Raw genomic sequence first — 24,297 nt, 5'->3', positions numbered from 1 at the left:
TTATGGCATAGAATGAAAAAACATATTTATAATATTATAAATTGGATTAAAGATGGTATTAACTTATTTTATTACAAATAATTACTTGAATTCGTTTCAGGAAAAGTCTTCAGTAACAGGGTGAAAAAACAGTAATTGCAAGCCTTTGCCACGATGTCAAATGAGTCACACGCCGATTTTCTAGGACGCACGCGCACTATTCGCAGCGCCGCCGCCAAAAGCGAGCATTGGGTCGCATGGATCCGTCTTATTCTCGGACTCTTTGCTTCCATGATGTTCACGATGGGATATTTTTTACGGAATACCGGTACTGCTGTATACGGTGTTCAAATGTTGACTGCTCTGGCGCTGATTCTCTATAGTTTCTATTACCTTTTTTATTACAGCCGCAGAGCATTACCCAAAAGCCCCGCTTTCATTTCGGTGCTTTTTGATGTAACGATTGTCACCTATGTCCTCTGGTCCTATTCTGTCGGCACATCATCGAGGATGCTGATTCAGAGTGCGCTTTTCGGGGCCTATTTCATTCCTATCGCCTTTGCCGCGCTTCACCATCAGATGCGGCTTTCCATCTTTGCCGGCAGTCTGGCCGCGGCCGAATACAGCCTTCTCTATTTTCTCTATTTATACCCGGCTATCAGCACCTCTCCCGACTGGACCTATGATTACTCGATTCGCATTTGCCTTCTTCTTATCGTCGCTATTTTAGGAGGAATTATATCCCGGAATAATTTCAAGGCGATCGAGAAAATGATCTCCTCGGAGACACGCTATCAGAATCTGGTTCACCGGCTGCCGGAGATGCTTTTTACACTGGATGTGAACGGGAATTTTCTCTGGGCAAACAAGGCATCCTTTACTCTGCTCGGAATTCCGGAAAAAGTACTCGAAGGCCGGAATATTCGCGACTTTCTTGTTGACAAAGAGAGTTTGAGGCTTCGCAGCGAAGGATTGCGCGGCACCTTCGAAATCAGAGATTTTGAAGGGGGAAGGAAATTCGTGGATTGCACTATCAGGCCCCTTCAGCTTACCGGAGACAAACAGCAGTGGGAAGGGCTGATGACCGATATCACCGACAAGGAATTGGCCATGTCGCAACGTGAAGAGATGGCGAACCGTCTTTTTCAGTACCAGAAAATGGAGTCCCTTGGAACGCTTGCAAGCGGAATGGCCCATGATTTCAATAATATTCTCCAGACAGTTAATGATCTGATCGGACGGGTAAAAGATAAGACCGGTGAAGCAGATACCCGGCAGCAGATGAACCTTGTCCTGGATACTCTGGAAGATGCTCGTTTTTTAACCTCCGAACTCCTTGCATTGGGAAGAAAGCGACCCCTGGATTATGATTCGATCAATGTCCGGAGCTTTTTCGAAAAATGCCTTCCATTGTTCCGCAAGCAGCTTGGTGATAATTACGAAGTAATTGTTGAGATGACCGACGAGCAGCTCTGGATCCAAGGTGATGAAAATTATCTTCGGCGGATATTCCAGAATCTTATCGGCAACTCTCGTGATGCCATGCCGGGTGGAGGTCAGATTTTTATTGAATGTTTCGCCACCCGGGTTGAAGGCGCCGCCGATACCGTTGTAATTCGCTTCTCCGATACCGGTTGTGGTATTCCTCCTGAGATTTTGGAGAATATATTCGATCCATTCTTTACCACAAAAAAAGCCGGAAAGGGGACCGGTCTTGGTCTGGCGCTGGTGAAACGAATCGTTTCGTTGCATAAAGGTGTTGTCACTATTGAAAAAACCGATAGTCAAGGCACGACATTTCGGATGGAGTTTCCTGAAAGTGAAAAAGAAGACACCGATCTTGATACCAAGCATATTATGGTAAACCGTCTCTCATCTCGTATTCTTCTCCTTGAAGATGACGCCAAGATCCGTGATATCCTGAAAATTTTCATCAAAGGACTCGGCTATCCCTATTGCGAAGCTTCGAATCAGGAAGAGACGCTTGCAGCATTAAAGCGGCATAAAGATGACTGTGATGTTGTTATTATGGATTGGAAGCTCGGTACCGATGACCCTCATAAACTGATCGGAAATATGCGAAAGATCAAACCCGACCTTGCGGTAATTGTCGTTTCCGGTTATCCTCCTCCCAAGCAAAAGACCCTCAATGCCCTCGGTATCCGCAAATGGTTTACCAAACCCTACGACAAAAACATGCTGGATCTTGAGATTCAGAAAGCGCTCTATAAAATGGGGAAATCGAGACAGTAGGGATCGGGGGAGGAGATGAAAAGCGATTTGAGACAACGATTTGAGAGGTTGGGGTTAAGCAACGGCAGTGACTTCTGACTTTCACCCACTCCTTCGTTCAGGCAACATGAAATTCTTTACGATATTTATAGGGTGTTGTATGGTGGAATTTCTGGAAATATTTCTCCATTTCATGAACGCCGGCAAAACCGCTTGAGTTGGCAATGAAGGCTTCACTTGAGTGGGAGGATCTCAGTCGTTCACGGGCGATTTCGGTCCGCAGGTGCATGATATAATCATGAAATGGCATGCCGGAATATTTTTTAACAATCTGTTTAACTTTTGACGTGGAAAGCTCAACAGAAGATGCAACAAGGGCTGGAGTGAGATTTTTATCGGTTATCGTTTCGTTGATAACAGTCTGAATCTTGTCCAGTTGAGTTTTTTCTTCTTCACCGGCTTCAAATTTTGTAACCGTATTCTGCTTACTTTTGAATGATCTGCTTATCCAGGCCAGGGCGAATGTCAGGCCAAGACCGAGCAGAAAGGGAACGATCAGCCTTACCGCCCAGTGATGGTAGAGGGGAAGCGGTTTCAACTGCAGCGTGTTCCAGAGAATCGGGGCATACCGGTCGAGTCCCTGAGCATCGGCCCAGGAGAGGGTTATCAGACTGTCGGTATTATCAAATCCCTTAATTATAAGATTGCAGCCGAGAGACTCCGGAATACTTGTGCCGAGCGCATGGAGTGGAATGGAGGCGTTGACGGTAAATCCTTTGAAATCGATTTTTTTCAGGGTATAGGTACCGGTATGGGGCTCCTGCCGTTTTTTCAGGGTAAACTGATCTTTGACATTGATTTCGGGCATGTACATGGTGCGCAATGCTTTTCCTTCAAGGGGGATGGTAAGCACATAGTCATCCGATGAAGGGTAAGGGAGACGTCGCAGGGTGTGATCGATCAGGATTTCTACCCCTGCCTTTTTCATTTTTTCAGGGGACATAGAGGAATGAAAGGCCGGGTTGACAACCCGAATGTCAAAATTCAGATTTTCTTTGTTCCAGCTGAGAAAGGTTTTGGCCGATATCAGCTGGTTATCCTTTCCGGTGATATTGATTCCTTTTTTCAGCAGGCCGGTTTTGCCTGCAGGATGAAAGGGGATCTCCATGGTATCTGTAGAGAATCTGTTGTGGATGAGAAAAATGCCTTCATGAAAAGAATAGATTTTTGTACCGTTTCTCAGCAGGGCTTCACAGTAAAAGCTCAGGCCGTCGACTAACTGATTGGGGACTGAATCGGTTTGCCAGATCAGCTTGTAAGGCGGTCGGGTAAGGTGTCCGATATCGGTAACAATTTTTCGGGGAGGCTTATGAGAAGCATATCGGGCTTTTATGGTCAGGGATTTCACATAATCACAGGTTTCAATGGAAAGGGTGCAGGAGGTTCCGGCAATGATACGTCCCGCTTTAGGGCTGATAAAATCGATACACCCGGTATCGAGTGCCGGTTGATCAGAGACATTCTGAGCCGGTATCCGGGTAATAATTACGAGGAGGCTGATAAATAAAAAATACAGGTGCTTCGAGGCCATAATCACATTCCGGCAGCGCCTTTGATACAAAAGACGTACCTGAAGATATGGAGGATATAATGGGCGCAGCTGGACTCGAACCAGCGGTCTCCGCGATGTGAACGCGGCGCTCTAACCAACTGAGCCATGCGCCCGTACGTTATTTTTGTTGAACCGGATCACAAAGGCTCTTTTAATATAAAATACAATTTGTTACAGAGTAAATCGTATTTTTTAAGGATTTATTGTGGAAATTTCTATAAATTGATGTTTATTTTATTTTCTCAAGAGGTTATATTATATAACCATGAAAAAACTCGCATTCACTGGTTTTATAATATCTGCGCTCATTTTTTCTTCGGTTACTGCCGGTTCAGGCGATAATTACTACTCCAACAGCAACCGGGCCGTTTTCACCAGTCCGAAATCGGCAGCTCTCGCCGGGGCCGATCAAACATTCAATCAGGATGCTGCTCCCGAAGGCAACCCCGCCAATTTGGGGCTTTATCCCATTAATGAAGTTTCATTCGCCTTTGCTGATTTCTATTCCGATGTGTTCAATACCTTTTTTCTTTCCTATACCGGCAGGCTGAACGACCACTCGGGATTCGGCGTTTCATTGAATTACCTCTATGTGCCGGGTATCCCTATATACGACAATCTTGAGCTGAACAGTTTCGACGATCCAATCTATGATCCCGACAAAATCGATTACTCATCATCATCGGAAATAATGTTTCGTGCCGGATACGGTCATTCGTTTCAGGTGAAAAAAAATATGCTCCTTGGCGTAGGCGCCACGCTCAATGCACTGAGAAGAAACTTGCTCGGTTATACGGGTTACGGCATAGGGGTGGATGCTGCAGCGACATTTGAATTGACATCCGTCGGCCTGCGGGCTGCCCTGGTAGCACACAATATTTCCACGAATTATATCTACTGGAACGAAGATTACTATGATCTGGCCCTGCCTCAGGTGAGGGTAGGCATTGGATGGGAAAAAGAGATACCCTATATTTACGGTCGCCTTCAGGTTAATTACTATACCCCCGATTTTCTCGGGAATGAAGGAGTCAATTCGCTCGCGCGGGATGATTCGGTTAAGGTGCCCGATAAAATAAGACTTTCCAACCCAGATGAAATACCGTCATTTATATTTCATGGTAACCTGGGCGTGGAATATCTGATCAGAAACAGGGTCGCAATCCGATTCGGTTCGGAAGCGATAAATATTTTAGAAACCTCCCGCTTCACCTTTGGCGGGGGAGTATATATAATAGAAGAGAGACTCGCCCTGGATTTTGCATATCTCTTTCATGAGCTTGCCGGCACCTACCAGGTAGGTGGACGGTTTCGTTGGTAGAAAGAGCTTCCGCCTGTTTTTCGGGCAAACAGCATTTGGCGACGGATGGGTAAAGCAGACGAACATTTAATTCTCATTGCCGACGACGACAAGTCTTTATGTACTGTTGTATCCGATTATTTATCGACATGCGGCTATACTACTGCGGTTGCCTATGACGGCCGTCAGGCGCTGGAGTTGTATTTTGAATTGAAACCGCATCTGGCGATTATCGATATTCGAATGCCCGAGATGGACGGTGTCCAGTTCCTGGGAGAAATCCGTAAGAATTCATCGACGATACCGGTTATTATTACCACCGGCTATCCGGAGGTGGAAAGCGCTATCAAGACGCTCAGAAACGGTGCTTTCGACTATATCGTTAAGCCGCTTCAAATGGAACTGCTGGAGCAGAAAATCGAGCAGGCCTTTGCAACCACAGAACTCTCTCAGGAAAATGCTCTGCTCAACGAACTCGCAAATCTTCACGATATCACCAGCAAATTATCAAATACTCACGATCTTCCCCGCCTTTTAGAGGATACGCTCGAGTGTTGTCTTGATGTTTCGAAGGCCCGAAGTGGCTCGATCCAGCTGATCGATAAATCGAACCGGGAGCTGTTTATTGCCCGGCAGAAGGGGGTGCGGGCTCCCTTGAAGAGATCATCACTTGGTGATGCAGGAGAATGGCCGGTTTCGAAGTGGGTGGTTTCCAATGGAAAGGCGCTGCTGATAACTGATAAGGAAACATATCCCGAAGTAAATATTCCTCTCTCCCGGAAAGAAATCGGTTCATCCATATCGGTTCCCCTTAAGGTTGAAGATGAAACAATCGGTGTCGTGAATCTGAACCGTCCGGTGGGGGAAGAATCCTTTACCATGCTTCATTTGAATACGATCGAGGTGCTGGCTGCTCAGGCCGGGATTGCTATCAACAACGCCAATCTGTATACATCGGTCCACCAGAAACTCGATGAACTTTCGCTGATCAGCAATTATTCCGAGCGGTTGATGGGACTTGTTGAAAAGGACAGGATTATCACCTGCCTTTTTGAGACAATCAAAGAAAATTTTCAAATTGATATTATCGGATATCTCACCACGTACAAACGGACCTATCGCCTGATGTACTGGTCTCGCGGGCTTGCATCTGACAGTCAGGTGAATGAAATGTGCGAGCGGGTGGTTTCCGAATACAATGCCGTCAGTAATGCCTTGGTGGTAAGCAAACGGGTAGGAATGGTCCCCTTGAATTTATCCGGAACCCCGGATTCGCCGCTGCCGCTTTCTTTCGCTTTTACCCATATTGCGCCGATTGCGATAGAAAAAATCGATTACGGAATTCTCTATTTTGCGGCAAAAAACCAGTTGGAGAGCGAAGTCGAGAAGCTTTCGCTGCTGTGCAGTTTAGTTAATCAGACGCGGATTGCTTTGACAAATGCAAAGCTTTACGGTGATATGAAAGAGAATTATATCCGGACCATAAAAGCCTTGGCCATAGCGGTCGATGCAAAGGATACCTACACGCACGGCCATTCCGAAAACGTCATGAATATCGCGGAGGAAATTGCCCTCGAACTGGCTCTTGATGCTACTATAATCGGAATTATCAGAGACGGCGGACTGTTGCATGATATCGGGAAGATCGGTGTTCCCGGCTATATTCTCAATAAGCCGGGCTCGCTTACCTACGATGAATTCAACGGTGTTATGAAGACCCATGCCTCCCTGGGAGCAAATATCGTCAAGGATGTCCCTTTTCTCCGTGATCTCTACAAATTAATTTTATATCATCATGAAAACTTTGATGGAAGCGGTTATCCCGACGGCCTGAAAGGTGAGGCCATTCCTGTTGGAGCCCGAATTCTGCATGTTGCCGATGCTTTTGAAGCGATGACCTCGAATCGCCCCTACCGTAACAGTCTCGGAAGAAAAGAGGCTTTTCGCCGATTGAAAAAGGAGCGGGGAAAACAGTTCGATCCTTTGATCGTTGACGCTTTCTTTCGTATTGCACTCAGAAAAGGGTGGCTTGAGGATAACGAGTAATATTAATCGATAAGGAACAGTTATGAAAAAATCTGCAGTGGTTGTTTGTATTCTACTTTTTATTGTGGGATGTTCGAAAAAGGATTCTTCCGAACTTAAAAGAGGTGTTTTCTCGATCAACGGGGAATGGATTAAAAAAGAGGAGATCCACCAGGTGGGCGAATTTTTACGGAATGATATGAACCGCCTTTTTCCCGGCCGCATTTTCGAAGGGGCGTCTGATAATATGAAAAAGCAGGCGGCTCATCATATCGCATCGCAGAAACTCCTGCTTGCCGAAGCAAAAAAGAAAAATTACCCGATCGATACTGCAGAACTCAGGAAGAATGTTGCGGCAATAAAAGGCGGGTTTGACGATCAAAAGACTTTTGAAGAAGAACTTGCCAAATGGGGACAAACCGAAAAAGATCTGTACGACCAGGTGTCCTACGGCATTATGCTCGATTCTCTGATGCGTGAGCTGTTTCAGAATATTGATCCGGTTTCCGATGAAGAGTGCAGGCAGTTCTATGAAGAAAATAAAGATAAGTTTAAGGGAAGGAAAAAGACGAAGGTTTCTCAAATCGTTATACTTTCCGGCAAGGATACCACCGAATCGGCAGAGACGGCGCTTAAATCGAAAGCTCAGGAGATTGTGACCAAACTGAAAGCGGGTGAAGACTTTGCCGCGTGTGCGCGGAAATATTCTCAGGGGCCTGCGGCCCGGGACGGCGGAGATATGGGCTGGTTTGAGACCGGTGATTTGAGAAAAGAATTCGAAGAGGCCCTTGCTTCCCTTAAGCCGGGACAGATCAGTCCGGTTGTTGAAACCGGTATGGGGTATCATATTCTGAAAAAGATCGATGAAAAGGCGCTTGCACCCGAATCGCTCGATCAGGTGAAAAAGCAGATTGTCATGCTCCTTGAGGTGAAAAAGAAAAATGAATTTCTTATGGAATATGTTGACGGCCTGATGCAATCGGCGGATATCCATTTTACCGATTCGGCCTATTCATTTCCTCCGGATGCACAATTCGGTTCACTTCCCGCACAGATTCCAAATCAATAATCGGAACTCCGGTTGCCGGTTTTATTCCCTTCCCGGTCGTACTCTTTATAGAGAGGCGAAAGGGGGGAGATATCAATGGATAAGCATCGAAAAAAACTGATTTGCCATGCAGTAAAGAAATACAAAAAGATATTTCCCTGCGCTGAGAAGAAAGGGTTTGAGGAGTGTTTTACCTCAAGAGGCGATTCACTGGTTTTTTGGTTCAATACCCCGGACCATAGTACCCACGTAGTCAAAGCCGAGACTGCAAAGGTGGAAAAATTATAGTTTGCCTTCGCCGGTGTTCTCGAGTATTTCGGAAATTATTGCGGCAAGTTCGCCTTTTCGAAAGGGCTTTTGAATAAATCCTTTTGCCCCTTGTTCGATTATCTTCCGGGCTTCGGATTCCATGCTGTACCCGGATGAAACAAGGACCTGCAGATCGGGATTCATCTCACGAAGTTTTACAAAGGTTTCGTGCCCCTCCATTTTCGGCATTATGACATCGAGGATAACGAGGTCGATGCTTTGCGGGTTATTCCGGTACCACTCAACGGCCTCCAGACCATTGGTACACACCGATACGGTGTATCCTAATTTTTCCAGCATCTTTGCGGTGACCTCCCGGATTAATTCCTCGTCTTCAACAAGAAGAATATGAGCATTTCCGGAAGTGGCGATATTTTCCATGCTGCTTTGAGATATTTTTTCGTTCTTTTCCGGGGCCGGAGGTAAATAGACTGAAAAGGTACTTCCCTGATTCGGTTCACTTTCCACGGTAATGGCACCATTATGACTTTTAACCGTTCCGAATACCGCGGCAAGGCCCATCCCGGTACCTTTGCCCCGTTCTTTTGTTGTATAAAAGGGTTCGAAGATCCTGTTTTTTACCTTTTCATCCATTCCGGTTCCGGTATCGACAACCCGTATCGTTATATATATTCCGGGTTTGATCTCATAGGGCTGAGCATCACAATAGGTTTCATCCAGAGTAACGGTATCGGTAGCAAAGGTGAGGATACCGCCTTCAGGCATGGCGTCCCGGGCATTGAGACCGAGATTGAGTACGGCGTTCTGGAGCTGGGTGGGATCGCCCATGACTATTGGAGAGGTTGCATTCAACTCCTGATGAACCTCGATTTTTTTATGGATACTGTGTTTGAGAAGGTTGACAACTTCGAATATTATCCGGTGCATGTCGACCGCGGTATTAATATACTTCCCCTTGCGAGAGAAGGCCAGGAGCTGGGAGGTGAGATCGGCGGCCCGTTTTACACTTAAGATGATATTGTCGGCATACCGAGCGCAGTGATAATTATTGGCCGCTTCTTCACGAAGCATTTCGGCATACCCGAGAATGCCTGAGAGTTGATTGTTAAAATCGTGAGCAATACCACCTGCCAGTTGGCCGACCGCCTGCATTTTTTCTGATTGACGGAGTTGTGTTTCCATGGCTTTCCGCTCGGTAGTGTCTTTTGCTATTATTACAAAACCGATCTCCTTTCCCGTACTGTCCCTGAAAACACTTGCAGAAACTTCTGCCGGAAAGACTTCGCCGTCTTTTCTGCGTACGGAGTAGTATCTGTTTTTTACCAGGCCTTTTTCCAAAATTTCATTCATCATGCTGCGGACCGCGGCAAGATCATTTTCATCAACGATCGAGATGGCGTCTTTTCCAATGATTCCTTCCTTCTTTTCGTAACCGAGCAGGTCGAGGGCCGCATGATTGCAATCGATAATTGTGGGGTTCAGGTCCATTACGGTTATGGCGTCGGGTGATGATTCCAGGATACTTCTCAGCTTTTCTTCACTTTCCAGAATGGCAATCCGGCCCTTTTCCCGGTCGGTAATATCCCTTGCGATACCCCACATGTACCGGGGGTTGCCCTGGTTGTCAAAAAAAGCATAAGCCTGAAGTTCGACCGGGAATGTGGTACCGTCTTTGCGTATATATTCTTTTTCGTAGAGCCCGGAGTATCCTTCTTTGAGCAGCTGTTTTTCCCATATCTCATGCTGTTCCCAGGCGCGCCATTTTTCCGGTGTGATGTCATAAAAATCATTTTTTCGCACAAGTTCTTCGAGTGTATAGCCCAGCATACGGCAGAATGCCGGGTTTGCGTCGATAAACCGCCCCCGGGGATCGACTACCACAAAGCCGTCTCTGCTGCTGTCAAAGAGTTCGCGATACCGCCGTTCGCTTTCAAACAGGGCGGTTTGTGCTTTTTTCCGTTCGGTAATGTCTCGTACATATTCGATGACGCCGGTTACTGTTCCCTCGGCATTTTTCAGAGGAAAGGCGCTCAGGCCCATCCACCCCACGGGGTTTTTCTTCGATGGATAGGGGACTTCTGCGTTCCGGGGTTTGCCCGATTCTATGGCGGCAAGCGTAGGGCAGTCGGGGCAGGGGGTGCTTCGCTGCTGATAAACCGCATAACACTTTTTCCCGGCAAGGGGAGTCCCATGGGCATAGTTCTTTTCCATCCATTCGTTAACCCGGATAATGTTCAGCTCGGTGTCGAGGATACTGATACCGTTCTGTATCGCCTCAAAGACATTGGAAAGGAAGGTTTCGCCCTCAAAAAGTTCTCTGTTTTTGATCTGGAGTTCTTCGTTGAGTGCCATGAGTTCTTCATTGCTCGATTCGAGTTCTTCCTTGGCGGCTTCCATCTCTTCATTAACACTCTGGAGTTCTTCGTTGGTTGAAAGCACTTCTTCATTTGCCGCCCACAGCTCCTGATTGACCTCATCTTTTTCTTGGATGATCGAATGGAGATGATGTTTTGTTTTCCGGAGTTCATGATGCAGGCGTTTGGTATCGTTTACATCGCGCTGTTCATCCGTACCGTTCCGGAGAGTGATCTCCGGTTCAGGCGGTGTTTTGGGATCTTCAAAGAGGACCAAAAAGCACGGTTCACCGGTTGAAGAGTCGTTCAGGGGCAGGACCGACAGGGCAACATAGAAGTATTTATCGTTATATTTGAAACGCACCTCGTCTTTGCGTACCCGGTTTTTTTTCTTTTTTGCTTCTTCAATTGCCACGGAAATATCGGGCATCAGTCCTTCACGGGCCATTCTGGAGAGTTTCAAGCTTGCTTCACCGTGGGCTGGCTCCAGGTATTTTGAGGTATGCCCGCGAAACTGGCGTATATTAAAGGCGCTGTCGACCAGGACACCGGCGGGGCCGTAGGCGTCCAGAAGGATTCGGTCGACCTGCTCTCCGATATCGGAATTTTTCGGATTCCCGAAGGGGGCAGACGGTATTATTTCACCTGTAGGTCCGGACTTGACGGATGTGCTCTGAAAATGGAAGCGGTACGCCGGCCGCGCGGCAGCGGTGCGTTTAACATAGAGGTTGATTGAATGGTCTATCCGGCCAAAGAGGTTGGAATGTTTTTCCATTGTTTCGGATGAGCCCAAAAGCAGAAATCCGCCGGGATTCAGGGCAAAATGAAAGAGTGGTATGACCTTTTCCTGTAACGCGGCGTCGAAATAGATAAGCACATTACGGCAACTGATAAAATCGATTCGGGGGAACGGTGGATCTTTGGTGATATCCTGGACGGCAAAAACGCACATCTCCCGGATATAGCCGGCTACTTTGTATCCCTGATCGGTTTTTTCAAAGAAACGCTCGAGCCGCTCGGGTGAGACCTGATCGGCTATTTTTTTCGGATACAGGCCCTGCCGCGCTTTGTTGATATGCCGTTCCACAAGATCGGTGCCGAAGAGCTGTACCGGGAGCCTGGTTATGCTTTTTTCAAAAAATTCGTACAGACAAATGGCGATGGAATAGACCTCTTCACCGGTAGAGCAGCCGGGGACCCAGACCCTGATCGGCGACTTGGCCGGACGGTCCTTTACCAGAGCTTTACACACTTTTTGCTTCAGGATCTCAAAAACCCCGGAATCGCGGAAAAATTCGGTAAAGGAGAGAAGGAGGTCTTCGTAGAGCAGTTCGATTTCACGATGATTGCTTTTAAGAAATTGGCAATATTCCGCAACAGTGTCTTGTTTTCCTAACGACATGCGCCGGGATAAGCGGCGGAGGACTGTCGTATGACGGTAGTGAGAAAAATCGACACGGTACGTTTTGTGAAGAAGAACCAGGATATCATCCAGCGCTTTTTTTTCTCTTTCCGAATGAAGCTCCGGTATAGTGGTGGTCTGATCCGTTTCTTCGGGATCAGGAGGGTGAATTCCATTTTTCTTGTTTTCGGCCGGCCCGTTTTTTCGTTTTTTTTGTGCCACAGGTTTGTTCCCATCTAAAAAGCATGAAAAATCGCTTCCAGCCGATGTTTAGATATTAAAGAGCGCTATGCCGGAGGGCGAAATGTCTCAGCCCATTTTACTGGTTGACATACAAATGTATCTCCTTTTGCCTAATACAAATCTAATTAATCGCACGGGGGCTAACAAAGCAATTTTTCGAAAAATTGGGAAGAAGTCAATCATTCTCATGATCGACGAGGTATGGGGCCCGGAGTCGTCGGATCGACCAGGGTATATGATCAGCCTGGAGAATCAAACCGTTTGGTGTTGGGGATTTCCAGAACAAAATCGGCGCCGAAGGCCTGGGAAGGGGTGAGTGCGCCGGTAATGGATCCTTCCAGCACTTTCTCCACCGACCTGACCGAGGCCAGGGCCGTAAACCGGTAGCCTTCAACGGTGATCAACCATGCTTCCTCCGAATCGCCCTTTTCGTTTCGGACCCACACCCGAATATGGGAGTGTCCTTCCCTGCGCTCGCGCTCGCCGGGGCCGGTGACATGATTTTTAACATAATTCATAACCCGGGAACGGATAAACCGGTTTTTCAGCGAGATGAAAACAAGTTTGCGAACAAAGGCGTTCATCGAAAAGAGCTTGCCTTTCAGGGCTGCATAGATCTCGATATTCGGGATTCCTGTGGAGTGATAGGCGGTCGAGAGATCGCCCCAGGTGATAGGAAAAACCGTGGCTGAATGGCCGGGAAACTCGACCGTTTTACCCCTGGCCGCAAGTCCTTTATTGATGAGATGGCGGTTTTTGCGCACCAGAATACCACGGGATATATGCTCGAGCATGGTGAGGAGTGTTCCCCGGCTGAAACCGCCGCCCAGGCCTTCAAAGTCAATTTCCAGCTCGGTGGCGTCGGGAAGCTTGTCGGCTGTATACTTTGCCAGACAGTCGGTGGGAACCACATCAAAACCGACCCCTGAAACAAAAGCGATACCTCTCTTTTTTGCCCGGTGGTGGTAGGAGTGGACCCGCTCAAAAACCGGGATTTCACCGGTGATATCAACATAATGGGTCTTTGTTTTCAGGCAGGCCGATACAATGGGAAAGGCCGTATGAACAAAGGGGCCTGCGGCATTACAGACCAAAGAGACATTCTCCAGGGCCGGCTCAATTGCTTCAGGGCCGGAAGCGGTATCGAATATACGCTGCTCGAGTTTGTATTGCTGCGCAAGGGATGCGATGCGCTCTTGGGATCGTCCGGCAAGAATCGGCTGATGCCCCCGCTCAAGTGCTTCATTGATAATAAGTTTGCCCGAATAGCCGTTTGCTCCGTAAAGTAACCAGTTCTTGCTCATATTCTGCGCTCCCTTCAGGCAGGTGGGTGACGGTGAAAGAGTAATATAAAAGGTGGAGACCTGGAGAGGGGAATGACTTTGGAGGTATGCAATCGGGTCCTTGACTCGGAATGTTATAAGACTTATATTATTTACAATGTTTATAAATTATGTGAACAATGCGCTATGGCTTTCAAAGCCAGGTGGGTAAAAGCACCGCAGGTGGTGACGATTTATATTTATCAATCACTCGAAAAGGGAAGTAATATATGACAGAGAAAAAGTATCATTTGGAAACCCTGGCACTTCATGCCGGGCAGGAACCCGACCAGACCACTCTCTCCCGGGGAGTGCCGATCTATCGGACCAGCTCCTATCTTTTCAGGAATACCGAACATGCCGCAAATCTGTTTGCCCTGAAAGAGTTGGGCAATATCTATACCCGTCTGATGAATCCCACGCAGAATATTCTGGAGTTGCGTGTTGCGGCCCTCGAGGGGGGTGTGGCCGGTCTGGCCCTTGCTTCGGGAACGTCGGCGATATTTTATTCCATCATAAATCTCTGTAAGGCGGGTGATGAAATCGTCTCGGCGAATAACCTGTATGGTGGAACCTACACCATGTTCGATACGATTCTTCCGCAGTTTGATATCACCACAAAATTTGTACCCCATGACAAGCCGGAAGAATTCGAGAAGGCGATTACCGACAAGACCAGGGCACTCTATTTCGAGACTATCGGTAATCCGGTACTCGGTGTTGCGGACATCGAGATGATAGCGAAAATCGCACAGAAACATCACCTGCCCCTGATCGTGGATTCGACCTTTTCCACACCCGCGCTTCTCAAACCGATCGATTACGGTGCAAATATCGTGGTCCATTCGCTGACCAAATGGCTTGGCGGGCATGGTGCGGGAATCGGCGGCATTGTCGTTGATGCCGGCAATTTTGACTGGACCGATCCGAAATATTCTCTTTACAATGAACCTGATCCCGGTTATCACGGGATCCGGTATGCCCATGATCTTGGGGAAGAGTTGAATCCACTTGCCTTTATCCTCAGGATGCGGCTGGTCCCGTTGCGCAATCTTGGCGCGTGCATTTCCCCGGATAATGCATGGATGTTTCTTCAGGGGATCGAAACGCTTCCACTCAGGATGGAACGTCACTGTGAAAATGCCCTCACCGTTGCGGAGTTCCTGAAAGGACACCCGAATGTGGGGTGGGTGCGGTATCCCGGACTGCCTGATGATCCATCGTACGCCATGGCACGGAAATATCTTCCCCGGGGTTGCGGCGGTATGGTTGTATTTGGAATCAAGGGGGGATATGACGCCGCGGTACGGTGTATCGATTCGATAGAACTCTTTTCTCATCTTGCCAATGTTGGTGATGCAAAGAGTCTGATACTCCACCCGGCAAGTACTTCTCACGGACAGTTGAGTGAAGAGCAGCAGGCGGCAAGCGGATTGGCTCCCGATCTGATACGGTTGTCGATTGGGCTGGAGCATATCGACGATATCATTGCAGCCCTGGATGAGGCGTTGACGAAAGCATGTTAAACGGAAGATGTGGAGAGATGGATCAGTGACTAAAAAAGTGATGGTCGCCATGAGCGGCGGGGTCGATTCGTCGGTTGCCGCGGCCCTTTTAAAAAAAGAGGGATACAGCATTACGGGCATTACCATGTGTCTGGGAGTTAAGCAGGGCGATGATGAGACGCCGTCATGCTGCGGTCCCCAGGCGGTCAGTGATGCTCGCCGGGTTTGCGATATGCTCGATATCCCCCATTACGTGATGGACTTTTCGGAGGCCCTTGAAAAGCATGTCATACAGAATTTTATTGATGAGTATGCTGCGGGGAGGACTCCGAATCCCTGTGTGCGGTGTAACCGGTATTTGAAATTCGACATACTGTTGCGTAAGGCGCAGGCTTTGGGGTTTGATTATTTTTCCACCGGCCACTACGCCGGGGTGAGTGATTATAATGGCGACCTGGTTCTCTCACGCCCTCAGGATACAACCAAAGACCAGACCTATTTTCTCTATGCCGTTAAAAAAGAGGCGCTTCCACGGTTACTCTTTCCCCTTGCCTCACTGGATAAAGCGACGGTACGGTCACTGGCCCGGGATGAGGGGCTTCCGGTATCGGACAAAGAAGAGAGTCAGGATATCTGTTTTGTCACCGGCACAAGCTACCGGGAAATAACCGGCCGGATGCTGCAGACTACCGGGAATATTGTCGATTGCCGGGGGACCGTTCTGGGAAAACACCGGGGTATCGGCAACTATACGGTAGGACAGCGCAAGGGGCTTGGTATCGCAACCGGAACGCCGCTTTACGTAGTAAAAATCGACCCGCAAAAAAATGCGGTGATTGTGGGATCAAAGGATGATCTTGGGGCAAGAAAACTTGTGGCACGGGACCTCAATCTCTTTACCGAAAAGATTCCCCCCAAACTTGCCGCAAAGATTCGCTACGCTCATAAGGCTGCATCATGTGAACTGACAGGTCACAAGGGAGATATGACAGTGACTTTCGATATGCCGCAGGAGGCGATCACTCCCGGTCAGTCGATCGTTTTTTATGATGGAAATTGTATGCTCGGTGGGGGTATTATCGATAAGGTCATCCCCTGAAAAACAAGTGAAATAACCGTTCTTTCAAAAGAACCATATTAGAATCATTTATATTGTTTATTCATTCTTTCTAAGAAGGAGCAAGTCATGGCATCGATTAAAGGAACCAAGACCGAAAAGAATCTTCTGAAATCATTTGCCGGCGAATCGCAGGCACGAAACCGGTATACGCTGTTTGCAAGCGCTGCGGCCAAGGAAGGGTATTCTCAGATCAGTAATATTTTTCTGGAAACAGCAGAAAATGAACGGGTCCATGCAAAGGAGATGTTCAAGTTTCTGGAAGGCGGTCCGGTTGAAATTACCGCAGCCTATCCTGCCGGGAAAATCGGGACCACCGAAGAGAATCTTGCTGCAGCCGCGGCAGGAGAAAATGAAGAATATTCCCAGCTCTATCCCTCCTTTGCCGAAACGGCAAAACAGGAAGGTTTCGATAATGTCGCGTCGGTCTACAAACTTATTATCAACGTGGAGATGTGGCATGAAAAGCGGTATCTCGAACTATTCGAAAATGTGAAAAACGGTTCGATATTTAAAAAAAGCGCTCCAACTCAATGGATCTGTCAGAAGTGCGGCCATATTCATGAAGGGCCTGACGCTCCGAAAAAGTGTCCTCTCTGCAGACATCCTCAGGGGTATTTCGAAGTAGTCAATAAAAACTGGTAGTTGAAAAGCACGGATGTTTTTTATCAAATAAAAATGGAGGTTTCCAATGAAAAAGTATGTCTGTAATGCCTGTGGTTATGTGTATGATCCTGAAATCGGCGATCCTGACAATGGTATTGACGCCGGGACCGCGTTTGAAAATCTTCCGGACGACTGGACCTGCCCGGAATGTGGTGTTGACAAGAGTGAGTTTTCGCCGCAGGAGTAAGGGATAAGCACATTGAACGCTGATGAGGCCAATGAGCTGATCGCCGCTGACTTTGTATTACCCATTCGTGACAGTATCCGAAAAAAACGGACTAATGGAGTGGTGGAGAAATAAATTTCGGATCGTGGATTTATGCCCGATAATCCACCACTCCAATACACTTCGTCCCGCTATAGCGTAATCAGTGTTTTAGAACAGCGTATCGACTTTCAACTTTCGACTTTCTATTATGCCGAAAAATATCGCCATTGTCGTTCTTGGTGCATCGGGTGATCTTGCAAAACGCAAGCTTATTCCCGCGCTTTCCCGGCTTTACGAGAAAAATGAGATCGATAATTGCACGGCAATCATTGGCAGTGGGCGGTCTGAATTTGATGATACGTCTTTTCGCAATCGCTTTGATATTTCCCCTGAGTTTGCCCGGCTTCTCAGTTATCACCGGGGAATGAAGGGGCTGAAAGAGTATATCGAAAAAAAGGGGAATTTTTCCCGGATAATCTTTTTCATGGCCATCCCTCCGGTGGCCTATGCCTCGACTGCTGAAGAACTCGCCGCCGAGGGGTTCGGTCCGAACTCATACCTTATTATCGAAAAGCCCTTTGGATACGATTATCAGTCGGCGCATACCCTCAACCACCGGCTGGCCCGGCATTTCGATGAAACGCATATTTTCAGGATCGACCACTACCTTGCCAAGGAAGCGGTTCAGAATATTCTCGTATTCAGATTTGCCAATTCTCTTTTTTACCCGGTATGGAACAGCAAGTATATCGATTCGATTCAGATTCAGGCATTTGAGACACTTGGCGTTGAAAATAGGGGTGCTTATTTCGACAATTCGGGTATTATCCGCGATATGATTCAGAACCATCTGATCCAGCTTCTCTGTCTACTCACCATGGAAGCCCCTGTATCTCTCGATGCGGAGGACGTACGGAATCAGAAAATCAATATTTTGAAATCCATAGAAGTCCGGGATTGCTGCAGGTATCAGTATCTGGGCTATCTTGATGAAAAGGGAGTGGCGCCCGATTCGACAACCGAGACCTACGCGGAAATGAAACTGTCGATCAATAATTTCCGATGGGCCGGAACGCCGATCCATATCCGCACCGGAAAGGCACTTAATCGCAAAGGCACGGAAATCGGGCTGAAATTTAAAAAAGTACCCCGTCTGCTCTTTAATGCTGCCGATATCCTCGAACCGAACAAGATTGTTTTCAAGATTCAGCCGTCCGAGGGAATCGTTATCGACACGATCAGCAAGACTCCGGGCGGCGGTATACAATTATCCAACGCCAATCTCGCATTCTGTTATCGGAATTCTTTTAAGGCCGAAATACCCGAGGCCTATCAACGGCTTCTCCTGGATGCGATTCGGGGGGACCGGACGCTCTTTGTGGGCGCCGAGGAGACTGAAGTCTCCTGGAAAAAATTCGAGCCCTCTCTCGGCAAGGGGAAACTCAAATATTACAGGAAGGGAGAAGTCCCCGGGCCCGGCTTAACAGATGATTGGATCGATTTCGAAAAATATATATCAGTTTGTGAATAGATTATTGAGAATATCCGCTATCAGTATACTACATTGTGAAAAAATTGCCTGAAACACGGTTAAAAGAGAAACTCGACACTCTTTATAACGAATATCATTCAAAGAAATATCTTGCTGTCGACCCGCTGATATGCGTACGGCGGTTTACGGACCCTGTCCGTATCGAAATAGCGGGGCTTCTCTGTTCCTGCCTTGCCTATGGAAGAGTGGAGCAGATCATCGCATCCCTGAACCGGCTGCTTGCGCTTATAGGGAGCGATCTCTATGATTTTGTCGCCGGTACTTCGCTGGCACAGAAGCAAAAGGTTTTTTCTTCATTCAAACACCGTTTCAATAAAGGAAACGATATCGCCCTTCTGCTGGAGGTCGTGAAGCATGCTCTGAATAACCACGGCTCTCTTGAGAAGAGTGCGATTAAACATTCGGCTGCCATGGGTTATTCTCCGGCAGATCGAATGATCGGTTTCGTAGATTATTTTCATACCCTCGCAGCAAAACTAGCTCCCCACGCAGGCCCGTCATTTTACTATTTATTGCCCTCTCCTGCATCCGGGAGTGCCTGTAAAAGGCTCAATATGTATTTTAGGTGGATGGTCAGGCCTGATGATGAAATTGATTTTGGTATCTGGAAGCAATTTTTACCCTCAAAATTGGTAATACCATTGGATACCCATGTTACACGGGCAGCGCTGAGTTTGGGGCTGACAAAACGACGCCGGGCTGAATGGAAAACAGCTCTGGAGGTAACTGAAGCACTCAAAGCGGTTGCTCCGGAAGACCCGGTGAAATATGATTTTTCCCTGTGCAGGCATGGGATGGCGATTTATCGAGGAGAAAAACCTGTTGTATGATTAAAAAAAGTAGTGAACAGAATAAGGAATTTAAAGGTCTTGCAATCAATTCCGGAAGGATCGTTGCTCCGGTTTGCCTCTATTCGGTTGTTCATAGCCGAAGCGTTCCCCGCCATACTCTGGCAGATGAAAAGGAAGCCGCCCGGGAGATCGAGCGGTTTGAAGAAGCCCTGGTTTACTGCAATGCCCAACTCGACCGGATCGCTGCGGATGCTGCCGAGAAAGTAGGGCGGGCCGAAGCGCAGGTTTTTACCACCCAGAAAAATATCATGAATGACAGCCCGATTGTGGATGTGATCAAGGAACGGGTACAAAACGACCTGGTCAACCTAGAGTATGCGATCAATCAGGTTTATAATGAGCATGAAGACCGGTTTGCGGGCCTCGATAACGAGTATCTTCGTGAGCGCTCAACCGATATGGGAGAAATCCGCCGCCGTCTGCTCGACTATCTGAATAACACCCGTCCGGGCTTTGCCTGCAAAGGCCAGCGTCATTGCAGAGAGGGCAAAGACAGCATTATCATTGCTGAACAACTCTCTGCCGACATGATGATTCATATGGATTTGACCAAGGTCCTGGGGATTGTCACCGAACACGGCGGGATATCATCCCATGCCGCGATTATTGCCCGGTCGGTGGGTATTCCCGCGGTCACCGGTGTTAAAAACATTCTCGAGCATGTCAATTGCCGGACCAGAGTCCTGGTGGATGGTGATGAAGGTATCGTCATTGTCAACCCTACCGATGATGTGATTCAACGGTATATTCCCGCAGAGCCGGTTAAAACCGATGATATCTGTGTTATCTCTACCCCCGAAGGTATGAATGCCTATGCCAATGCCAGTCTTATCGAGGATGTCCGGCAGGCGGCGGCTTTCCGTGCCGACGGTATCGGGTTGTTTCGTACCGAGATCATTTTCATGCGGGCCGAGCGGTTGTTGAGTGAAGACGAGCAGTTTGAATTTTACAGCCGGGTGCGAAAGGCCATTCCCGGCAAGCCGATAACCTTTCGTCTCCTCGATGTAGGCGGCGACAAGGAGCTTCCCTTCCTGACTATCGAAAAGGAGTCCAATCCCTATCTCGGATGGCGCGGCGCACGGTTTCTTGTGGGCAGCCCCGAAATCTTTTCCACTCAGGTAAAGGCCCTGCTCCGGCTTACCAGCGAAGGCCCCGTAAAGATTCTTTTTCCCATGGTGGTTGATGCTGTTCAGTTCGAACAGCTCCGGAACGGCATACGGGAGATTATCGCGTCCACGGGGGCCCGGGCTGAAAATGTGGAAATCGGGGTCATGTTTGAAGTCCCCAGCGCTTGCTATCAGGCCGAAAAAATCCTTCAGATGGCCGACTTTGCAAGCATCGGGTCCAACGACCTTATCCAGTATATGTTTGCAGTCGACAGAAATAACGAACTGGTATCAGCCGATTATAATCCCGATCATCCGATTTTGTGGAATGTGCTTGAAGAGCTGAGTGCAAAGGCAAAAGCCGCGAATAAACCGATTACTATCTGTGGGGAGATGGCCGGCCGTAAAGGCATTGTCTCCCGGCTTCTGGATGCCGGGTTGACCTCCCTGAGTGTGAGTCCCCGCCTGATTCCACGGTTACGGAACGAAATGGCCCAGTATGCAGAACGTGCCGAAACAAAGAAAGCCGCCTACAATGCTTAATACTGCCCTTTTGTTTGTGTCGAATCGAAATTCTCTCCGAAGTCAGATAGCCGAGGGATTTGCCCGCACCATGGCGCCTTCCGGTGTTGAAGTTCTCAGTGCCGGACTCGATCCGCTCCCGGTCAATCCCATTGCTGTCGAGGTCATGAGCGAAACGGGTATCGATATCTCCGGTCATGAGGCAAAGGCGATTTCATCGCTGAAAAGTAAACGGATCGATATCGTGATACTGTTATGCGACGATCCAGGTCGGGAATGCATGGTGCTTCCCGGTTGCCCCGCGGTAATCCAGTGGAAAATAGATGATGTTTTTACGGCAAATCCTGGAAACAATGAACTCCGTGAAGCATGCAGAGTCGTTGCTGCCCATATTCATCAACGGGTGAAAAATTTCTTTAATGACGGTTATTTTTCTTCGCTGATTCATCAGAGAAGTTCGATGAATACCATGCTCGACAGTCTGAACGAGGGGGTGATGGCCCATGATATGGACCGGAAGATATTCTATTTCAGCCGGGGCGCCGAGAAAATCACCGGGTATTCCCAGCTCGACGTGCTCGGTAAGGATTGCCATGAAGTCTTTTCACCCCGCCTGTGTGGTGAAGAGTGCAGTTTCTGTGACGGCTATGATCCTTCAACGGTAAAGAATAAAGAGTACTCCACGGTTTTTCTCACCATCGACGGCAGGCGGCGGGAATTTGATGTTACTGTTTCGCCAATGAAAAATGACGGCGATATGCCGATCGGTGTGGTTGCCGCGCTCAATGATCAGACAAAACTCCGGACCCTCGAACATCAGACGGGTACGGTCCCGGGGTTTCGGGGCATTATCGGCCTGGATTACAAGATCCTGGCGATTTTCGACCTGATACAGGACCTTGCTCAGTGCGATTTCCCGGTGGTGATTACCGGTGAAAGCGGGACCGGCAAGGAGCTGGTGGCCCGGGCGATCCATGCCGAGAGCCCGCGGCGGGACAAGCACTTTGTGCCGGTCAATTGCGGCGCCCTCCCGGAAGGGACCCTCGAAAGTGAACTCTTCGGCCATGTCAAAGGCGCCTTTACCGGGGCGATCAGAGACAAAAAGGGGCGGTTTGAGCTTGCCGACGGCGGCACCCTGTTTCTCGATGAAGTCGCCGAGTTGTCACAGGCAATGCAGGTCAAACTGCTTCGGGTGCTCCAGGAAGGGACCTTCGAACCGGTGGGAAGCGAGAAAACCCTGAAGGTCAATGTCAGAATCATCAGTGCCACCAACCGGGATATCAGACAGATGGTGAAAAAGGGGGAGTTCCGGGAAGACCTCTTCTACCGGCTTGCCGTGGTGCCGGTTGAAATGCCCCCACTCAGAGACCATCGCAACGATATTCCGATCATGGCGCACCATTTCCTTAAAGAAAGCGCCGGGAAACTGGGAAAGAGCGACTATGCACTCAGCGACGACACCCTGTCGGTCATGATGTCCTATTCCTGGCCGGGCAATGTTCGTCAACTCCAGAATGCCATCCAATTTTCTCTCATAAAATGCCACACCCCCATTATCGATCCCGAACACCTTCCCCCGGAAATCAACCGGAGCATGGAATTCCATGTGGAAAGCAGCCGCAATACCGACACCCAGGGATCCGGCAAGGCAGGAAGGAAACCCAAGCTTTCTCCCCCTAATGTGGAAACTGTTCTGAAACGAGTGGCTGGCAATAAAGCCAAAGCCGCACGGATGCTCGGTGTAGGACGGGCTACCCTCTATAATTTCCTCAAAGACTACCCTCATCTGGGAGAGATCGGGGAAGAGAGTTAAAAGTCGCGTACAGACAAATTTTGAATTTGGGGACAGCGGTATTTTCCTTGGGGGGGTTACAGTCTCGTAGGCTCGTAGAGCCGGATGCCTGTAAACTACAACCCGAATGATCAGGAATGGGGATGAGAGCATGAGATGCATTTGGAAAGGTGATTCCATCCCCTTTAAAAACCCACTTGGAAAATGCTTATTATATTCATGCCGGTAATGCTGGCATGCGTGGGCTGAGTGGGAAGCACTGAGAGTTTTTTTATTGGCAGTTGAGATGGACTTTACAATTTAAAAACCATTATGTGCATAAAGGGTATTTTCCTTGGGGTTTACAGGTTCGTAGAACCGGCATGTCTGTAAACTTTTTCTGCCGCCGCTCTTATGCTCTTTTCCTCATGGCGCATGTTTTGCGGGGGTGTTCATGCGCTTTCCACTCCAACTTCCGTGACTTTTGATTCTATCCAGAATTTTGCCATTATTAGCATTAATGATTAACCGTACCGTTTCCAATCTATTATTGTCTAAATGCTTGTGCGATTCAAACTCATATGTGATGCAGTCAATCTTCTTGTCGTATCCAATGGTTATGCAGAACTGATCATTTTGAAATTCTAAAGCATTTTTGGCTATTTGAATAGCGGTTTGCACGTGTATGAATTCTGCTTTTTGCGGGTGCATTGAGGTATTTGGCAGAGCGATATCCTCGACGACCCTCCCGTTACTATCGAGGACAATCTGCGCCTCATACAAACTAATCCCTTTGCTCGTGTCTTGAATAGAAAACCAGAGGTTATAAGTTTGAGGCTTCCATTTGTATGATTTAGTACCAGGATCTACGATGAAGAGGCGCTTAATATCTACAATCTCACCGCCAGCAAATTTCAAGCGTTGTGAAAACGCACCGAGTCTAACATCTAGATATTTCTTAAGGATGTCTTGAATACTATCGGGTAATTCAGTAATATTCTTCACCGACTTTGGGATATATGTATCACTGAAATGCGTGAATGTTCTCTGCCCGTAAGCAAAACGGTCGTCTTTATTGATAAAGCTGCTATCTGCCTTGAGAGTTATTTCCACGCTTTTTTGCGGTAAAGGTATTATTGTATCAAGGTGACCTTTGGCGGAAATCAAGAGTTGACAATCTGAATAGTCATTCGGTTTCTCAAAAATTGCCGT

16 protein-coding genes and 1 tRNA gene are annotated in these 24,297 nt (G+C 48.0%); 13 read left to right on the top strand and 4 right to left on the bottom strand.

All coding sequences use genetic code 11. The features are described 5' to 3' along the window. The first annotated feature begins 153 nt into the window (after window positions 1–153). Window positions 154–2,232, top strand: a complete 2,079-nt coding sequence (locus GF401_04045) for a response regulator (GenBank protein ID MBD3344217.1) — start codon at window positions 154–156, stop codon at window positions 2,230–2,232. Window positions 2,233–2,329: 97 nt separating this feature from the next. Here the strand turns inward: GF401_04045 and GF401_04040 are convergent, their stop codons facing one another. Both GF401_04040 and GF401_04035 read right to left on the bottom strand, forming a co-directional pair. Next, window positions 2,330–3,802 carry a helix-turn-helix domain-containing protein gene (locus GF401_04040; protein MBD3344216.1) on the bottom strand — a complete coding sequence of 491 codons (1,473 nt, stop codon included), beginning with the start codon at window positions 3,800–3,802 and terminating at the stop codon, window positions 2,330–2,332. Between the two features lie 60 nt (window positions 3,803–3,862). Then, window positions 3,863–3,936 (bottom strand) — tRNA-Val (locus tag GF401_04035). Window positions 3,937–4,088: 152 nt separating this feature from the next. On the opposite strand from GF401_04035, the gene GF401_04030 reads away from it, so the two are divergent. The 4 genes from GF401_04030 to GF401_04015 all read left to right on the top strand — a co-directional run bounded on the left by GF401_04030 (window position 4,089) and on the right by GF401_04015 (window position 8,484). Beyond that, entirely contained in the window at window positions 4,089–5,144 is a 1,056-nt protein-coding gene (locus GF401_04030) for a hypothetical protein (protein MBD3344215.1), read from the top strand. 45 nt (window positions 5,145–5,189) lie between these two features. Next, entirely contained in the window at window positions 5,190–7,169 is a 1,980-nt protein-coding gene (locus GF401_04025) for a response regulator (GenBank protein ID MBD3344214.1), read from the top strand. Between the two features lie 22 nt (window positions 7,170–7,191). Continuing rightward, a complete protein-coding gene (locus tag GF401_04020) occupies window positions 7,192–8,217 on the top strand; it encodes a hypothetical protein (GenBank protein MBD3344213.1) in 1,026 nt (341 codons plus the stop codon). A 75-nt stretch (window positions 8,218–8,292) separates the two neighbouring features. Beyond that, window positions 8,293–8,484, top strand: a complete 192-nt coding sequence (locus tag GF401_04015) for a hypothetical protein (protein ID MBD3344212.1) — start codon at window positions 8,293–8,295, stop codon at window positions 8,482–8,484. Here the strand turns inward: GF401_04015 and GF401_04010 are convergent. Continuing rightward, complete coding sequence (locus GF401_04010) at window positions 8,479–12,444, bottom strand: PAS domain S-box protein (GenBank protein ID MBD3344211.1); 3,966 nt, start codon at window positions 12,442–12,444, stop codon at window positions 8,479–8,481. The genes GF401_04015 and GF401_04010 overlap by 6 nt on opposite strands. A 260-nt stretch (window positions 12,445–12,704) precedes the next feature. Continuing rightward, complete coding sequence (locus GF401_04005; GenBank protein MBD3344210.1) at window positions 12,705–13,769, bottom strand: NAD(P)H-binding protein; 1,065 nt, start codon at window positions 13,767–13,769, stop codon at window positions 12,705–12,707. A gap of 248 nt (window positions 13,770–14,017) precedes the next feature. On the opposite strand from GF401_04005, the gene GF401_04000 reads away from it, so the two are divergent. From GF401_04000 to GF401_03965, 8 genes are all read left to right on the top strand, one after another. Further along, window positions 14,018–15,313 (top strand): aminotransferase class I/II-fold pyridoxal phosphate-dependent enzyme, encoded by a 1,296-nt coding sequence (locus GF401_04000; protein MBD3344209.1) that lies wholly within the window; start codon window positions 14,018–14,020, stop codon window positions 15,311–15,313. A gap of 25 nt (window positions 15,314–15,338) precedes the next feature. Beyond that, window positions 15,339–16,391, top strand: coding sequence for a tRNA 2-thiouridine(34) synthase MnmA (mnmA, locus tag GF401_03995; protein ID MBD3344208.1), 1,053 nt, complete (start codon window positions 15,339–15,341; stop codon window positions 16,389–16,391). Window positions 16,392–16,478: 87 nt separating this feature from the next. Continuing rightward, window positions 16,479–17,054 carry a rubrerythrin family protein gene (locus GF401_03990; GenBank protein ID MBD3344207.1) on the top strand — a complete coding sequence of 192 codons (576 nt, stop codon included), beginning with the start codon at window positions 16,479–16,481 and terminating at the stop codon, window positions 17,052–17,054. A 46-nt stretch (window positions 17,055–17,100) separates the two neighbouring features. Further along, on the top strand, window positions 17,101–17,262 hold the full coding sequence (locus tag GF401_03985) for a rubredoxin (protein ID MBD3344206.1): 162 nt from the start codon (window positions 17,101–17,103) through the stop codon (window positions 17,260–17,262). A gap of 229 nt (window positions 17,263–17,491) precedes the next feature. After that, the gene (locus GF401_03980) at window positions 17,492–18,814 is read left to right on the top strand and encodes a glucose-6-phosphate dehydrogenase (GenBank protein ID MBD3344205.1); all 1,323 of its coding nucleotides are present in this window, start codon (window positions 17,492–17,494) and stop codon (window positions 18,812–18,814) included. Window positions 18,815–18,846: 32 nt separating this feature from the next. Next, window positions 18,847–19,665, top strand: a complete 819-nt coding sequence (locus GF401_03975; GenBank protein MBD3344204.1) for a TIGR02757 family protein — start codon at window positions 18,847–18,849, stop codon at window positions 19,663–19,665. Then, a complete protein-coding gene (gene ptsP, locus GF401_03970) occupies window positions 19,662–21,335 on the top strand; it encodes a phosphoenolpyruvate--protein phosphotransferase (protein MBD3344203.1) in 1,674 nt (557 codons plus the stop codon). Before GF401_03975 ends, ptsP begins: the two co-directional genes overlap by 4 nt. Beyond that, window positions 21,328–23,127, top strand: a complete 1,800-nt coding sequence (locus tag GF401_03965) for a PAS domain S-box protein (protein ID MBD3344202.1) — start codon at window positions 21,328–21,330, stop codon at window positions 23,125–23,127. The genes ptsP and GF401_03965 overlap by 8 nt, the downstream gene beginning before the upstream one ends. The last annotated feature ends 1,170 nt before the right edge of the window (window positions 23,128–24,297 follow it).

The sequence above is a fragment of the Chitinivibrionales bacterium genome (assembly GCA_014728215.1).
Taxonomy (GTDB): domain Bacteria; phylum Fibrobacterota; class Chitinivibrionia; order Chitinivibrionales; family WJKA01; genus WJKA01.
The sequence above is the reverse complement of the archived record's forward strand: the minus strand, read 5'-3'. Positions and strand labels throughout refer to the sequence as shown.

Bases quoted from the DNA above. Each gene is read 5' to 3' on its own strand.
- GF401_03980 (MBD3344205.1), top strand. From the start codon at position 17,492: ATGCCGAAAAATATCGCCATTGTCGTTCTTGGTGCATCGGGTGATCTT.
- GF401_04015 (MBD3344212.1), top strand. From the start codon at position 8,293: ATGGATAAGCATCGAAAAAAACTGATTTGCCATGCAGTAAAGAAATAC.
- GF401_04005 (MBD3344210.1), bottom strand. From the start codon at position 13,769: ATGAGCAAGAACTGGTTACTTTACGGAGCAAACGGCTATTCGGGCAAA.
- GF401_04040 (MBD3344216.1), bottom strand. From the start codon at position 3,802: ATGGCCTCGAAGCACCTGTATTTTTTATTTATCAGCCTCCTCGTAATT.
- GF401_04020 (MBD3344213.1), top strand. From the start codon at position 7,192: ATGAAAAAATCTGCAGTGGTTGTTTGTATTCTACTTTTTATTGTGGGA.
- GF401_03985 (MBD3344206.1), top strand. From the start codon at position 17,101: ATGAAAAAGTATGTCTGTAATGCCTGTGGTTATGTGTATGATCCTGAA.
- GF401_04030 (MBD3344215.1), top strand. From the start codon at position 4,089: ATGAAAAAACTCGCATTCACTGGTTTTATAATATCTGCGCTCATTTTT.
- GF401_03990 (MBD3344207.1), top strand. From the start codon at position 16,479: ATGGCATCGATTAAAGGAACCAAGACCGAAAAGAATCTTCTGAAATCA.
- GF401_04045 (MBD3344217.1), top strand. From the start codon at position 154: ATGTCAAATGAGTCACACGCCGATTTTCTAGGACGCACGCGCACTATT.
- GF401_04025 (MBD3344214.1), top strand. From the start codon at position 5,190: ATGGGTAAAGCAGACGAACATTTAATTCTCATTGCCGACGACGACAAG.
- ptsP (MBD3344203.1), top strand. From the start codon at position 19,662: ATGATTAAAAAAAGTAGTGAACAGAATAAGGAATTTAAAGGTCTTGCA.
- GF401_03965 (MBD3344202.1), top strand. From the start codon at position 21,328: ATGCTTAATACTGCCCTTTTGTTTGTGTCGAATCGAAATTCTCTCCGA.
- GF401_04000 (MBD3344209.1), top strand. From the start codon at position 14,018: ATGACAGAGAAAAAGTATCATTTGGAAACCCTGGCACTTCATGCCGGG.